13 protein-coding genes and 1 riboswitch are annotated in these 15,206 nt (G+C 41.3%); of the genes, 2 read left to right on the top strand and 11 right to left on the bottom strand.

Translation table 11 applies throughout. The features are described from left to right. Nucleotides 1–236: 236 nt before the first annotated feature. The 3 genes from J0656_RS08450 to J0656_RS08440 all read right to left on the bottom strand — a co-directional run bounded on the left by J0656_RS08450 (nt 237) and on the right by J0656_RS08440 (nt 4,683). The gene (locus tag J0656_RS08450) at nt 237–2,999 is read right to left on the bottom strand and encodes a helix-turn-helix and ligand-binding sensor domain-containing protein (protein WP_207032869.1); all 2,763 of its coding nucleotides are present in this window, start codon (nt 2,997–2,999) and stop codon (nt 237–239) included. Between the two features lie 93 nt (nt 3,000–3,092). Then, on the bottom strand, nt 3,093–3,701 hold the full coding sequence (locus tag J0656_RS08445) for an alpha-ketoglutarate-dependent dioxygenase AlkB family protein (RefSeq protein ID WP_207032868.1): 609 nt from the start codon (nt 3,699–3,701) through the stop codon (nt 3,093–3,095). 19 nt (nt 3,702–3,720) lie between these two features. Beyond that, nucleotides 3,721–4,683 (bottom strand): helix-turn-helix transcriptional regulator, encoded by a 963-nt coding sequence (locus tag J0656_RS08440; protein WP_237688907.1) that lies wholly within the window; start codon nt 4,681–4,683, stop codon nt 3,721–3,723. A 232-nt stretch (nt 4,684–4,915) separates the two neighbouring features. On the opposite strand from J0656_RS08440, the gene J0656_RS08435 reads away from it, so the two are divergent. Next, complete coding sequence (locus J0656_RS08435) at nt 4,916–5,413, top strand: DinB family protein (protein WP_207032866.1); 498 nt, start codon at nt 4,916–4,918, stop codon at nt 5,411–5,413. Nucleotides 5,414–5,416: 3 nt separating this feature from the next. After that, nucleotides 5,417–5,635: a hypothetical protein gene (locus tag J0656_RS08430; protein ID WP_108244518.1), complete on the top strand. Its 219-nt coding sequence runs from the start codon at nt 5,417–5,419 to the stop codon at nt 5,633–5,635. Nucleotides 5,636–5,674: 39 nt separating this feature from the next. On the opposite strand, the gene J0656_RS08425 is transcribed toward J0656_RS08430, so the two are convergent. The 8 genes from J0656_RS08425 to J0656_RS08390 all read right to left on the bottom strand — a co-directional run bounded on the left by J0656_RS08425 (nt 5,675) and on the right by J0656_RS08390 (nt 15,173). Next, nucleotides 5,675–8,689, bottom strand: a complete 3,015-nt coding sequence (locus tag J0656_RS08425; RefSeq protein ID WP_207032864.1) for a WD40/YVTN/BNR-like repeat-containing protein — start codon at nt 8,687–8,689, stop codon at nt 5,675–5,677. A 132-nt stretch (nt 8,690–8,821) separates the two neighbouring features. Beyond that, a complete protein-coding gene (locus tag J0656_RS08420; protein ID WP_207032863.1) occupies nt 8,822–9,253 on the bottom strand; it encodes a hypothetical protein in 432 nt (143 codons plus the stop codon). Between the two features lie 55 nt (nt 9,254–9,308). Then, nucleotides 9,309–10,346: an acyl-CoA dehydrogenase family protein gene (locus tag J0656_RS08415; protein WP_207032862.1), complete on the bottom strand. Its 1,038-nt coding sequence runs from the start codon at nt 10,344–10,346 to the stop codon at nt 9,309–9,311. Continuing rightward, nucleotides 10,333–10,932, bottom strand: a complete 600-nt coding sequence (pnuC, locus tag J0656_RS08410; protein WP_207032861.1) for a nicotinamide riboside transporter PnuC — start codon at nt 10,930–10,932, stop codon at nt 10,333–10,335. The genes J0656_RS08415 and pnuC overlap by 14 nt, the downstream gene beginning before the upstream one ends. Before the next feature lie 207 nt (nt 10,933–11,139). Continuing rightward, on the bottom strand, nt 11,140–11,631 hold the full coding sequence (locus J0656_RS08405; RefSeq protein ID WP_207032860.1) for a PAS domain-containing protein: 492 nt from the start codon (nt 11,629–11,631) through the stop codon (nt 11,140–11,142). 47 nt (nt 11,632–11,678) lie between these two features. Then, nucleotides 11,679–13,997 (bottom strand): 5-methyltetrahydropteroyltriglutamate--homocysteine S-methyltransferase, encoded by a 2,319-nt coding sequence (gene metE, locus J0656_RS08400; RefSeq protein WP_207032859.1) that lies wholly within the window; start codon nt 13,995–13,997, stop codon nt 11,679–11,681. 160 nt (nt 13,998–14,157) lie between these two features. Then, nucleotides 14,158–14,368, bottom strand: a riboswitch (cobalamin riboswitch). A 107-nt stretch (nt 14,369–14,475) separates the two neighbouring features. Further along, on the bottom strand, nt 14,476–14,721 hold the full coding sequence (locus J0656_RS08395) for a hypothetical protein (protein ID WP_237688894.1): 246 nt from the start codon (nt 14,719–14,721) through the stop codon (nt 14,476–14,478). A 29-nt stretch (nt 14,722–14,750) separates the two neighbouring features. Beyond that, nucleotides 14,751–15,173, bottom strand: a complete 423-nt coding sequence (locus tag J0656_RS08390; protein ID WP_207032858.1) for a VOC family protein — start codon at nt 15,171–15,173, stop codon at nt 14,751–14,753. Between the last annotated feature and the right edge of the window lie 33 nt (nt 15,174–15,206).

Below are 15,206 nucleotides of genomic sequence, written 5' to 3'. Positions count from 1 at the left end.
ATAATTGTGCAAAAATAGAGTTAGATTTTTACTAAATTAATAAAGAGTGTGTCGATGGCAGGCTGATTGGAATACATAATAAATACATCATTTTTAAAATGCTTTGAAAGCCTTGTTTCACAGCGTTTGCAGTATGCCCTCTTTATTTTGATGTAAAAAAAATTAACATAGTGATGTAGTCTTGATGTAGTCAAAAAACTGCGCCAACCACTTTTAAAGCTCTTATATTATAGGTTTTAAAAGGTGATGAGAAAGTTGGAAAGATTGTCCGAACTATCCATATCGAGTTTTTTTCGGAGACGGTATCGATGTATCTCCACCCCTCTAACGGTTATCCCCATCAACGGTGCGATTTCCTTTGTAGAAAGATTCATTTTTAGGTAAGCACATAGCTTTAGATCTTTTGGGGTTAAAGACGGGTAGGATTTCAACAATCGCTCAAAGAAATCTTGGTGCAATTCCTTGAAATTTACTTCAAAACGTCTCCAATCTTCGGTATCTTCTATGGAGCTGTTCAGCTTTTTTATAAATGTTCGGTACCGCTGTGAATTGGAGAACTTATCCTTGTTCATAACAAGCATATTCTTCAATTCCAGTATCATTTCATTTTTCCGTGCAATGTTCAATGTGGTGCTGGCCAGTTCATTCTGCTTTTGTTTTACTTCTTTGGCCAGTTCTTCTTTTTCCATCTTGGCCATCCTCTCTTGCTGTTCATGGTGTAAACGTTCTTCCAATTCCCTATGCTTTCTTTCCAATTTTCTCCTATTGTATCTTCTCACCAAATAAATTGCAAGAACAGCCAATGCCAAATAAAGAAAGAGACTCCACCACGAAAAATACCAGGGTGGGAATATAGTGAAATTCAATTGCTTGTACTCGGAAATGGTATTGTCCATACCCGAAGTGGCAATTTTGAAAGTATACTCACCATAAGGCAGGTTTTGGAAATTGATGGCTCCACTCTCCACGTATTGCGAATATTCCTTTGGCCCTTCCAACCTATAATAATAATGAGGATAAATGTATTCTGGCGATGCTACTTCGATGGTTATGGATTGGGAATGCCTAAAAGGAATTTCAATACTGTTCCCCTTTATCGAATGCTTGCTCTCTTGATCTTTTAAAACTATCAAACTCGGAACCGGAAGCTCTTCTTGCCCGGATATCCCCTTTAACCCGGGAGCATTGATTTTGGCAAACCCATCAATTAGGGTAATATAAGATGTACTGTCATTTACTTTTACCAAGTTCTGGGAATCCGGTGCCAATCGCTTGCGCAACGGCAGGTCTGTGAGCATTAAACTGTCTCCTTTTAAATCTGTATAGATGATGGCCTTTTGTTCGTCATCATCAACGAACCAAAAATATTCTTGATCAAAAAACAGCAGTTCCTTATTTTTATAATCTTTGAATTCCTCAAATTTTTCGATTTTGTCGCCAATCGGGTTGTATGCGTACCAATTGCCTTCACTGTTTAGCACAATATGGTTCTTAATATTATAGAGCTTTACATTGTACTCACTCGGTGCCCCTTTCTGGTTAAACCTCTGTATTCTATCGACCTTATTGTATTGGGCTTCATTAAAATGGATTCTAGAGAATCCTTTATACGGATGCGCCGTCCAGAGTATGTTCGGTGTTTCAAAGCATAATTGCTTCACAGGTTCATCCATTCCTTCTATCTTAACCACCTCCCAAGTGCCATCATCATGTTTGGTGAACATGGCCAGACCATTATAGGTTCCTTGGACATAGGTGGATCCCCTATCCGGCACTTTTATCATCTGATAACCACCGGCAATCTCGCTCATCAACTCAAAACTGTTCTCGGACACCTTGAATGTTCCCCTTGTATGTCCACACAGCAAATCGCCCTCGATAACGTCAAGGTCCCACACATGTCCTTGTGATCCGTTCACGAACTTAAGTTCGCTACCCTCAAAATAAAAGACCCCTGTATTGCTTCCCAGAAACAGTTTACCATTGTACCAGGCAATATCGTAGACCATGCCCAACAATCCTGTATAATCTGTAAAGTATGTAATGGGATTATTAAGCCTCAACCGAGCTATTCCATTGTCCAGCCCCAACCAAAGGAGGTCTTTGTACAATAATGAAGAAAGTACCGTATTGTTCTGAAGACCAGATTCACGGTTTAGAATTCTGTATTTGCCAGAATCTGAATTATAGAGATACATTCCATTTTTAATGGTCCCGAAGCCTAGCAGGTTTTCTCCTAAAAGGGTTATTTTGTTCAGTTGGTGCTCCTTGAGCTCTTCATTGATAGATGTCTGCCAGGGAAGCAACTTTTTCCCATCATATAAAAAACATCCACTTAGTTTGGTGCCCACCAATAAGTTACCTTCAAAAATGGCTATGTCGTTAATGGTTTTTCCTACCAATAAATCTTGATTTAACAATGGCTCGTACGAATCTCCCTGTACTTCAAAAAGTCCTACGGAACCACCGGCCACAATCAATTTTCCATTAAATTCGATAAGATCGGAAACCACAAAGGGAGGATCAACAACTGTTATCTTATCTCCTGAATAAGAATAAATTGCAGAAAAAGAACGGAACATTACCCTACCATCCGAAGCTGGAAAAATTTCCCAGAATTCTTCACTTGTAAAGGTATGGTCCTTAATAAGATGCGTCAATGAGGTGTAACCCAGTTCACCAAACTCATTTTTGGTCCAATAGCCAAATTCTTCGTAAGACCCTGTGTAAACCCGGTCGCCTATACTTTTAACGGACCTGATTATGGTATTGTTGGGCAGTTTGTTCAACGTCCATTGTTCACCATTATAATGAAGCAGCCCTTTGTTGTTCGCAACGAACAACTCTCCATTTTCATTGACGGAAACATCCCAGTTTTTTGTACCTCCCTTATAATCCAGCAACTGATAATTTTGGATAGGGGGCAATAGCTGCTGCCCATTGACCGATACACAGCCCAATAGAAACATAGTGGATATAACCCTAAAAATAATCGGCATTCTCGCTAATTTATCTGGTAAAGTTCCTTCTAAACAATGAATTTACAAAACTGGGCTTTGAAATATGACTTACATGAAACCAATACCTGTAGATTACGATTTTATCGTCCTAAATGTTAAATTGATTCTTGGAGCGCCTATCTTTTTTGTTGGCGGCAAACGGTGCAACCAATGTGTTTGCGTTTCACCCTTCATTACCAGTAAACTCCCATGATCCAACCATAATTCTACCATTTCTTTGGTTGTTTTGTGTTTAAATACGAATTTGCGTTCTGCTCCAAAACTTAAAGAAGCAATAGCACCGTTGGGTTTAAGTTCCTTTTCATCGTCGGTGTGCCACCCCATTCCCTCTTCTCCTGAATGATATAAATTAAGTAAACAGGAATTATAGGTCTCATTTGTTCGGCTTTCGGTAAGGTTTTTAAGTTCCATTAGCTCGGGAGTCCAGAACAATGCCTTTTTTGTAGTATTGGAATAGGTATACTCAAAAGGTTCCTCCCCATACCAACCTACTTTTCGTTTGGTCGTGATTTGCTTGCCGAACATTTGTACCTCATCATGCTCCCAAGAAATCGTGTTCAATAGTCTGTCAAAGTAAAAATCAGCCTTTTCCAACTCCACAATGGGACCAAAATAATTAACGGTTCCGTCCTTGGGCAATATATTTTGATTGGGGTCTATCTGATTCGTGAATAAATCCATCTTTTATATTTGAGCCTTTTTAATGGGAAAGTCTTTCTTGACTTTTGGTCAATATCTCAGCCACCCGCTCCCTTAGCACCTCTGGTTCAATTATTTTGGCATAGTCACCAAACATGAGGTACCAACGTGAAAAACCGTTTTTCCAATCGGTAGTCATAAACGTCATTTCGACTTGGTCTCCTTTTATCTCACTGGAAACCAATCCATAATATTTGGTTTGCCCCTGGATGTACCTGGATACGGATTTATCCACCAATATTTTCACCTTGGTTTTGGAAACTTCCTCCCTTTTGCTCCTGTGCTCGTCAATGGTGCCATGTTCCAGTAAGAAATCAAGCGAGGTTCTTGCTATTTTATGGATTCTATCCGTTCTAAAATGACGATAATCTGTCCGCAGATGACAATACCCTAAAATATACCAAAATCCATTTTCATTAAAAAGTCCAACAGGCTCTATGCGTCGCTCCGAAGGCGTTTCTTCCCGTAATGATTCGTATCGTAAAAACACTTGTTTCCGTTCTGCAATGCTCTCGAACAATATCTCTAGGGCATTGGGTACTTTATCATTGAACAAGACCTGTCCGGGCACTATGGACACTTGGGATTCCAATGCTTCCACCCAGTCTTTTTCCTTGCCCCGCAGAACGGACTTTAGCTTGAACATCGCGGACTCGTAATAAGCACCAAGGGACTTATCCGTGAATTGCTGCATCAATTTTTCGGCCGCCACAAAACTTCCCGCCTCTTCGCGCGTAAACATTACCGGGGGCAATCGATACCCCTCCATAATGGAATATCCAACCCCAGCTTCACTAATAATGGGGACCCCGGAGGCCTCCAAGGTTCTAACGTCCCTATAAATGGTACGCAGGCTCACCTCAAAGCGGTCCGCAAGTTCCTGCGCCTTCACAATCCGCTTGGTCTGTAACTGTATTAGAATAGCAACTATTCTATCAAAACGTTTAACGGTGTCCATTCCCATAATCGCGTGAGCTATCTCCCAAAGATAGGATTTCAATCCGTGGATGGAAGATGTTTTCCTGCTCATATTATATCATTTATATGCATTGTCTCCATCAAAATTATTTGGAACATATGACAGCAGCTTGTCAACAGTATTTTTTTTGAATTTAATTTTTACTACTGACACGGGGCTGTCACACCCCCCTCCTAATTTTGTTTTCAGAAACAATAAACCTTTAAATCACAATCAAATGGAAAACACCATTAATGAACAGACAACGACCCAAGTAATGACACCTGAACAGTTTTTGGAACAATACCAAGGACACAGAAGACTTACCCGAAGGGTTATCGAGGCCTTTCCTGAAAAAGAGTTTTTTAATTACAGTATTGGAGGGATGCGTCCTTTTGCTGAAATGACCAAAGAACTTTTTGCCATTGCAGTTCCAGGACTTACTGAAATCGTATCAGGAAAAACCGTTGAATTTGACGAACACCGTGACTACGGTAGCACCAAAGCCGATTTTTTAAAAAAATGGGACCAGGACACCGAAGAAATCAATAAACTTTGGAGCCAAATTAGCCTCGAGAGATTTCAAGAGGATATAAAACTTTTTGGGCAGTATGAGGGTACCGTCTTATCCAGTATACAGTATTTCGTGGATAACGAGATTCACCACCGTGCCCAAGGTTATGTTTACCTGCGTGCCCTTGATATTGAACCTCCATTTTTTTACGACCGAAGCTAAGTTATGATGACCGTCCATGTTTTTAAGACATCCGTAAAACGAAAAGGAGAAGTGAAACAGCTTCGTCCTTGGCTGAACAGGCTGGTCGATACTAATGGTTGCTGGAATTTTGACCTCGAAGATTGCGACAACATACTCAGGGTCGAAACCAAGAACCTGAAGGCTCCAATAATTTCAACGCTCTTACAGAACAATGGTTTTCATTGTGAAGAATTGCACTGAGCAGTAAACAAAAAGCCCCTTTTAAAAGGGGCTTTTAAATTATAGATCAACTTTTCCCTTAAGTTCGTTGAATTGGGCCAATAATTCTTGATAACGGTCTTTTTCCTCTTGTCCAGGTTCTTTGTCCGCACTGCTCAAGATGTAGTACAAATAAGAAATTTGAGCTACCATAACCACTTCGGGATAGGCTCCTTCATCGTTTTTTAGCTCCTTTAAAACATCTTTATAGGGCTGAAGCTGGGCTTCGCTCGCATTTGACTTTTCCAGCTCCTTAATCTTCTTTTCGACCTTATCCTGAAATTTTCGAGCTTCCGACAATAAATCAATTACCTTAAACTGAAGTTCCTGTTGCTCCTTCATGTTGGCCAAGGAAATTCCATCTTCTTCAAGCTTCGGGTCCATGAGCACTTCAAAACTTTTCTCGAGTGATTGCTCACCTACGGTGAGTTTCGCGGTGTACTTTCCAGGCAGCACCATGGGGCCGTTGCCAAACCTTCTCCTTTTGTTTTGGTCCCAAGCTCCTTTTTGTTGCATGTTCCACTCAAAACGATTGAGTCCCTTTTTAGCTTCCAATTTCTCGTTCATATAAACAAAAGTCATGCTGAGGCTCATGTCCTCGACCATCTCCGTAGCGGCCTTCAATTTTGTGGAATCGCTCACGATGGTCGAAACCTCTTTTCCTTGGGCATCCAAAATCTGTAAGCTGATTCCCTCCTCTATATCCGATGGCAGGTAGTAATCAATAATTACACTGGTAGATGGGTATTGTGGAAAGTCTCCACCGCCCCATGGAGTTTGATATCTATAGGTATCATCAGGTTTGAACAGAACCGGCGTATCTCCCAATTGTGTAATGTTTTCATCGGTTAAGGTGGTAACTTTATCCAGAATCCAAAAGCCACGTCCCATGGTACTTAAAATCAAATCTCCACGGAACAAAATGATATCGGTAATCGGTGTCACAGGAAGGTTTTGTTGGAACTTTTTCCATGTTGCGCCATCATCGAAGGATACAAACATTCCGTACTCGGTACCGGCATATAAAAGTCCCTTACGTACAGGGTCCTCTCGCAATACCCTCGCTGTATGGTCCGATGGTATCCCGTTGGATTCGGTGCTTATCAACTTCCAACTTTCGCCGTAATTATCGGTTTTATAAAAGTAAGGCGTGGTATCTCCCAACAAATGGCGATCCACGGCGATGTAAGCCTTTGCCGGGTCAAACTGTGATGGTTCCACGGACTCTACCCTACCGCCCTTCGGTAATTTTTTAGGCGTTACGTTCTTCCAAGTGGCACCACCATCTTTCGTAACCGAAATGACACCATCGTTGGACCCTGTCCATATAACGCCTTTACTTATCTTGGATTCCCTGATGGAATAAAGCGTACTGTAATATTCTTCACCGGTAATATCCCTTGTAATAGGGTTACCAGAAATCACTTGTTTATCAGGGTCGTTCTCTGTTAGGTCTGGAGATATAATTTCCCAGTTTTTACCTCCATCATTTGTTTTGTGAAGGAATTGGGAGCCCATGTACACCACTTCAGGGTCGAATGGGGAAACATGGATAGGTGCCACACGTTGGAACCTATATTTTAAATCTTTAGGATTATGCCCGTAAATGTTGGATGCCCCGATGGAATACTCACGGCTTTGTCCTGTTTTTTTACTGTACACGCTAAAGCGTCCTTTACAGTTGTTGTAAACGATATAATGATTGCCCGGCATCGGGATTACAGGTCCGGTTTCACATCCACCCACATCCATCATTATACTTCCATTGGCGGGCGAAGTTGCTGTGGGCGCCATACTTGGGATGGCTATGGTTGTATTATCCTGCTGTGCGCCATACACCCAGTAAGGGTATTGATCATCCACCGCCACTTGATAAATCTCGGCCGTAGGCTGGTTGTATTGGGTGGACCATGTTTTCCCTCCGTTGTGGGATATATTCGCTCCACCATCGTTACATTGAATCAACAGGTCCGGGTTATCCGGATTGAGCCAAATATCGTGGTTGTCTCCATGGGGAACACTCATGCGTGTCCAAGATTTACCGCCATCGGTTGATTTAATCAATGGATTGGCATTGGAATAAACAATGTCGGGATTGGTAGGGTCCAATTCAATATTGGTGTAATAAAAAGGTCGGTTGACCAGTCTTTCATCATCCGAAACATGCTCAAAGGATTTACCCTGGTCCACAGATTTGTACAACCCCCTATCTTCACCCGGGGCCTCGATTACGGCATACAATATTCTGGAGTCGGAAGGAGAAACGGCCAAATCAATCTTACCGATAAGTCCCGTTGGAAGTCCTTCCTCCAATTTCTCCCAATCCTTTCCGCCGTTCACGGATTTATAAATTCCACCTTCACTGTTCTCCCCGCCTGAATCAATGGTCCAAGGGGTACGTCTTGCTTTCCAGGCAGCGGCATAGACGACATTTGGGTTTCCGGGAAGCAGTTCCAAATCGGCAAAACCTGTCTCTTCGGAAACGAACAAAACCTTTTCCCAAGTTTTACCTCCATCGGTCGTTTTAAATATTCCTCTTTCCTTATTGGACTTAAAGGCATTTCCTATGGCGGCTACCCAAACAATATTGCTATTGGTCGGGTCTATTTCCACGGCACCAATTTGGCCCGCATTTTCCAGCCCGATGTGTTCCCAAGTTTTTCCGGCATCAATGGATTTGTACATGCCCTTACCTTCGATGATGTTGCTACGGATACCATCGGAACCTGTACCCACATAAATGATGTTCGGGTCGTTGGCAGCCAATTCAATGGCCCCGATAGAGGGTGTTTTAAAAAATCCGTCGGAAATATTGTGCCAACTGGTTCCGTAGTCTTCGGTTTTCCAGACACCGGCACCCGTGGCACCAAAATAAAAAGTACCCGGCAACATCGCTGTTCCGGTAACTGTGGTTACCCTACCTCCCCTAGCGGGACCTATGGTACGGTATTCCAAGGCTTCAAAATCTTGTGCAAAGGTGGCACAACTCAACAAAAATGTAAATAGGAAATAAAAAGAACGATGTTTTAAGGTCATGAGTTAGTTAGAAGTTGGTTTATTGCCAAATCTACTAAATACCTAGACAATCTAAAATGGTATGATACAGGAATTACAGGCTTTATGATTGAGAACTAGGTTATTTGCGAATTTCATAACCCATAACCCTCATTAATCCATCCTTTCATATTTGTAGCTGCATCCTTCTATGCAGATAACACTGGTTGGGGATAAAAGAAAATGGTCATTTTCAAATTCGATATGGAAGGTAATCAAGCCTTCTTCGTTTTCGGCTACCAGCTCCGTATCTCCACAATCATAATCCAGCACCAGACTTTCACCATCCAGGATATACCCTTCTTCTTTACATTCTGGGTAATTGGTCGAAGTGAAACTACCATCAGAAAGGAATTCAATTTCTTCACCATCTTCCACATCTACCCAGTATTGTGGTCCGCCCGAGCTAATGTATGCCGCGGTCAATTTCCATTTTCCTAAAATGGAAGTATCTGTTGGGTTTGGAGTATCATTATTATCATTGTTACATGCCGAAAATTGGCTCAACAATACAAGGACGAGCAAACTCGAGATTAACTTTTCCATAAATGCGTTTGTGTAAAAGATGGAAATATTTCAATAAGTTGCGTCACCCAAGATTCTATTCCAAGTCCTTGAAGATTCTCGATTCGGTAGTTCCCTTTCTAAAAATATGGTGCTGTGTGGCAGTAAAATAGTCCCTGAAAACATGATTTAAAACATGATTTTCCGTACTGGCCAAAATACCCAGACTTGGATACGTGCCCAAAATACCCCGTGAAAGGAGTTGTACGGATTTAGATGCTTCATGGTGAACAGTATTGATGTATTTTTCTGAAAACGTATAGCCTTGTTCAATGCTTTTTTCTATTTCAGCTGCAAAATCAACAAGAAGCGAATCACCCTTTTCGATGTAGGTTTTTAGTTGATTGATATCTTTTGTAGAGCTGCCAATGATTTTCGCTTCTTCCAGAAAGTGTTCGGCCATTCCCAAATAGTTGACCCACAAGGTAAGGTCTGCAAACAAGGAAAAATTCACCTTGAAAATTGGGTGCGGCTGATGCACTTCATTGTACACAAAACTATACTTTTTATGAACCCACTGCTCTTCGACCCTAAATGAATGGGTGGCTGTTGCCTTAAGCCCCATGGTTTGCCAATCCTCTATGATTTCTACTTGGTTTTTATGAAGTAAAAAGGAACGGATCATGGGAGTGCCATCCTTTTGGATAACATCTTCTCCATTTTCTTGAATCTTCGCATTCAAGGTAAAGTGGGTAAGGTACGGTGCCCCAGTTGCGTATTTCCAAATCCCTGAGATAACGTATCCGTTACCATCCTTTTCAGCGGTTCCAAAGACTCCACCACTACCACCAAAACATACGGGTTTTTTAAGATCGATAAAAATATCTTCGGCTATTTCCTTCGGTAAATTACCTACGAAAAAGTTGGCCCCACTGCACAAGGTAACGGTCCAGCCCAGGCTCCCATCCACTTTGGCCACCGACCGTAGCTTTTTAAGACCTTCGGACAGGGACATTTCCAGCCCTCCATACGACTTGGGCACCCAAAGGTTCCAAAGGTTTTCTTTGGCTATCCACTCCAACACTTCTTTGCTAAAAATGGGCTTTTTAAAATCCAACGCATCAAGCTCCTGCATAGGTCTCGCTGTTTTTCTTATCAATTATTTTTTTCCATTTGATGTACCCAGAAATTGCAACGGTGAACAAAAAAGCGGTCAATCCAGCGTAGATATACAGTTCTTTATATATCAATAAAGGGATAGAAATAATATTACTGATATTCAGATAGACCCAATTCTCAATCTTCCGTTTGGCCATCAACCACATACCGGCCCATGCAAAAGCGCAGACCACGGCATCCCAATATGGCACATCGGAATCTGTATGTTGTCCGAGCCAATAGGCCATCAAAATAAAGCAACCCACTACTATACCGACGGCGATACCGTGCTCCTTTCTTGTTGAAAACGAAATGGGCGCCTCTTGCTGTTGCTTGCCCATCTTCCAATAAAACCAGCCATAAATGCTCATTACCAGATAATACATATTGAGCAAGATATCGGCATATAATTGGGATTGATAGAGCACCCAAATGCTGATCAGAATCGCGATAATGCCGAAAAGATAGTTGTGGATATTGTTCTGTCTGGCCAAAAGAACCTGAACCACTCCAAAAAGGGTTCCGATCCATTGTAACACCACGAGTTGTGAAAGGTATTCCATTGTTTAAGTAACCAACATTAAAAAAACATGGGTACCCAAACTGGAATACGGGCAGTTCTTGCCAAATTCCCTACGCCAGCATTATCTGGATCAGGTGCGAAGTACTCGACTTCCGGGTATAATCTCAGCCCATTTAGGGCACCCCATGTTCGGCGAAGGTAAAAATTATACTTTAAAGAATTAGATAATTTGCAATAGATTTGATTCTTAAGCGGCCAACAATTCCTTTTCCAATGCAATAAAATGGGTCGGGTCTCCCTTAGAACCGTAGATTGGAAAGATGTTGATTTGGCAACGATAGGCTTGCCCATTCTTTCTATAATTTACTATGGCCCCTTTGTAGCAATTATGGGACACAAGCTGCTCTTTAATCTGCCTTTTAATCATTTTTGATGTTTCGGCTCCTTGCAGAAAACTAGGTCTTTTTCCCAATGCATATTTTTTATGGTATCCTGTCATTTCAGTAAAACCCTCGTTTACCCAGACTATTGCTTGGTTTAAATCGGTAATCACCAAGGCATCATAATCCTCTGTCTTTATAAGCTGTTGAATCTTGTGGTCAATATCGTTTCTCAAGAGTGATTTCATCTGCTTCAAGTCAACTTCTTTTTTGAGTTGCAGCATCAACTTGTGATAATTTTCCAAATAAAAGTCGAAACTGAGCAATGGTGAAATGCGGATATTACTTTCGTTTACCATATTCTTTTTGTTTAAGGGGCCAATACGCATATTGGCCCCGATTTGTTTTAATTTGATGGTTGACCAACAGTTTCTCTCATCTGCTGGGCTGCGGACACCATTATCTTTAGCGCACTGATGGTTTCCTCCCAACCTCTGGTTTTTAGGCCACAATCGGGATTTACCCACAATTTGGATGCAGGCAGTACATTTTCTGCTTTTTGCAATAATTTGATGATCTCCTCCTCGGACGGAACCCTTGGGGAATGGATGTCGTACACCCCTGGACCAATATCGTTGGGATAATCAAACTCGGAAAAGGCATCCAACAATTCCATTTGGGAACGGGAGCATTCTATAGTGATTACATCGGCATCCATATCCGCAATGCTCTGAATAATGTCGTTGAACTCGGAATAGCACATGTGGGTATGAATCTGTGTAGAATCCTTCACACCGCTCGTGGACAGTTTAAAAGCTCCTATCGCCCAGTCCAAATACTTTTCCCAGTCCTTTTTACGCAAGGGCAGGCCTTCGCGAATTGCTGGTTCGTCTACTTGGATTATGCTGATGCCTTCCTTTTCCAAATCCAATACTTCGTCCAAAATGGCCAATGCAATTTGTTCGCAGGTCACGGAGCGTGCCTGGTCATCCCGGACAAAGGACCATTGCAAGATGGTTACCGGTCCAGTTAACATTCCCTTTACAGGTCTATTGGTCAATGATTGTGCAAAAGATGTCCAGAAAACAGTCATGGGAACAGGTCTTGAAACATCCCCGTAAATAATAGGTGGCTTTACACAGCGCGAACCGTAACTCTGCACCCAACCGTTTTGGGTAAACGTAAAGCCTTCCAACTGTTCTCCGAAGTACTCTACCATATCATTCCGTTCAAATTCGCCGTGAACGGGAACATCTAGACCTATATTTTCTTGTAAACGAATGGTCTCGAACGTTTGTTCCATTAAAAAGTTCACATACCCCTGCTCTGTAAGCTCTCCTTTTTTAAACTGTGACCTCTTTTGCCTAACTTCTTTCGTTTGTGGAAAGGAACCAATAGTTGTGGTAGGAAAAAGTGGCAATTTTAAATGTTCGTCCTGAAGGATTTTTCTTTTATCGAATGAGGACTCTCTACGGTAATCCTTGGCTTCCAAATGTTCGAGCCGTTGTTTTACCTTGGTTTTATGGATCAGTTTGGAACTACGCCTTTTTTCCATTGAAGCGGCATTGTCCAAAAAGAGCTGTTGGGATTTATAGTCTGTATTTGCCAGTATTTTCAAACTTTGGAGTTCTTCCAATTTCTGTTTGGCAAATGCCACCCAGTCCTTTACCTCGGTTGAGAGAACCTTTTCATTTTGCTCCAGATCTAAATCATTGGGAACATGGAGCAATGAACAGGACGGTGAAATAATGATACGTTCTTCCCCTAATTTTTCTTTGGCTTTCTGAATAAACCGTAGTGAGGATTCAAAATCATTTTTCCAGATATTTCTACCGTCAATAACACCCAATGACAAAGATGTAATTTGATTTAGCCTTCCCGCTTCCAAAACTTTATCCAAATCATCCGCTCCACTTTTTAAATCCAAATGCAGGGCACAAACAGGTAGGTTTAGGACGGTATCGAGGTTATCGCCATAATCGCCAAAATAACTGGCCAATAGGATTTTTAGGTTGGGAAATGCTTCTGTAATTCCATTATAGACTTTACCGATTGCTTCTTTTTCTTTTTCAGAAAAATCTGTAGAGAGTATGGGTTCATCAAATTGAATCCACGTTGCTCCTGCATCTGCAAGCATTTTCAAAATAGAATGATAGACGGGAAGTAATTTCGGTAAAAGATCAAGACGGTGGAAGCCTTCCTCTTTTTCCTTGCCCAACAATAAATAGGTCACTGGGCCCAGAAGCACAGGTTTTGTCTGAATGCCCAGATCTTTGGCTTCCTGAAACTCTTCCACGATTTTTTGGGAAACCAATTCAAATTCTTGGTCTTTTGTAAATTCTGGGACAATGTAATGGTAATTGGTATCGAACCATTTGGTCATTTCCATGGCGATGACGTCCACTCCATCTTTTTGTAAACCTCTGGCCATTGCAAAATAGAGATCCAAAAGGTTTTTGTTTGACTTTCTGGCTTTTTTGTAGCGCTCTGGAATGGCTCCGACCATTAAGGTGGTGTCCAAAACTTGATCGTAGAAGGAAAAATCGTTGGATGGAATCAGGTCGATTTCTTTCTCTTGTTGCAGTTTCCAGTTTTCCGCACGGATACTTTTACCAGCTTCGATAAGGTCTTCCAAAGAAATTTTGTTCGACCAATACTTTTCGCAAGCTCTTTTCAGCTCGCGGTGGGCCCCTATTCTAGGGTATCCCAAATTGCTTGTTTTCATTGCTAAAGCTTTTATAAAATTGAATAATTAGATAAAAGCTCCTTAGCTCAACTTCGCAATGCCTTGAACAAGAAGAACTGGAGTGGAATTTGCCCAAGGTTTTGGGTAAATTTCAAACGTTCGACCTGCCCTTTACGCGAAGGCACCGTCAAAATCCTACAAAGTAGGAACGATATAGGCAGGTATCCTGGCTTGTTCGATTTCTGCCGCCTTCTCATCCACTATATATGGTGGACAATGGCATAATTGGCAAAAACATGCTATCCCAAATTGGAATCGGACTTACAGTTGCGCGTCAGCTCGTGATTTACACACGATTCCCTTTTAATCCCGACAATGACTTGTCGAGAACCCCTATCGTTTTGATAAAGAAATTAAGTAAAGAACTTATTTAGGTGTAAATGTATGCAATATTATTTTCCTTTTGTCTCTGGGTACACCTTCTTTGTATGGTCAACCCATTGCGACCACTAAATAATCATAATATTTGGATTTTTGCCCCATGCTTTTCCATAATCAAGATAACCATTTCGGAATCTATGTTGGTACCAACACTCTCTACACGAAGAATATTATCACAATCTTCCAGATCAAAATTGATTTCATAGCATGGGAATTCCTCTTGGAGTTTATCCAAAAGGAATTCAGCTTGTTCAATTGATGACACAGAGGTAGAAAACACTTCCACTATTTTTATAGATTGCTCAATATAACTGTTGTGCATAGCGGTTTCTGTAAATTTTTGAAAGATTACTAAAATTCAGGGTTATAGTTGATCATCCAATGAACACCAAACTGATCTACAAAACTTCCGAAATAATCTCCCCAAAATTGATCGGCCATGGGCATTTCTATGTCACCATTTTGGGAAAGTCCATTGAACAAACGGTCTGCTTCTTCTTTACTGTTGGGATGCAACGATAGGTAAACATTGTTACCATTGTTCAGGGAATGGCCCATAGAAGGTAAAATATCCGACGCCATTAATGTGATGTCCTCAGAAATGGGAAGCGAGATATGCATGATGCGGTCCTTTTCTTCTGCTGGTATTTTATCGCTGTCCGGTGCATCGCTCATTTTCATGAATGCTGTAAAATCTCCACCAAATACTGACTTATAAAAATTAAAGGCTTCTTCGGCATTTCCATTAAAATTTAAATAAGGGCTTACTTTCATTGTGTTAGGTTTTTGAATTAATGTGATATATGT

It is taken from the genome of Flagellimonas aurea (assembly GCF_017313785.1).
GTDB classification, from domain to species: Bacteria; Bacteroidota; Bacteroidia; order Flavobacteriales; family Flavobacteriaceae; genus Flagellimonas; species Flagellimonas aurea.
Note: the sequence above shows the minus strand (reverse complement) of the source record. Positions and strands in the feature narration are given on the sequence as shown.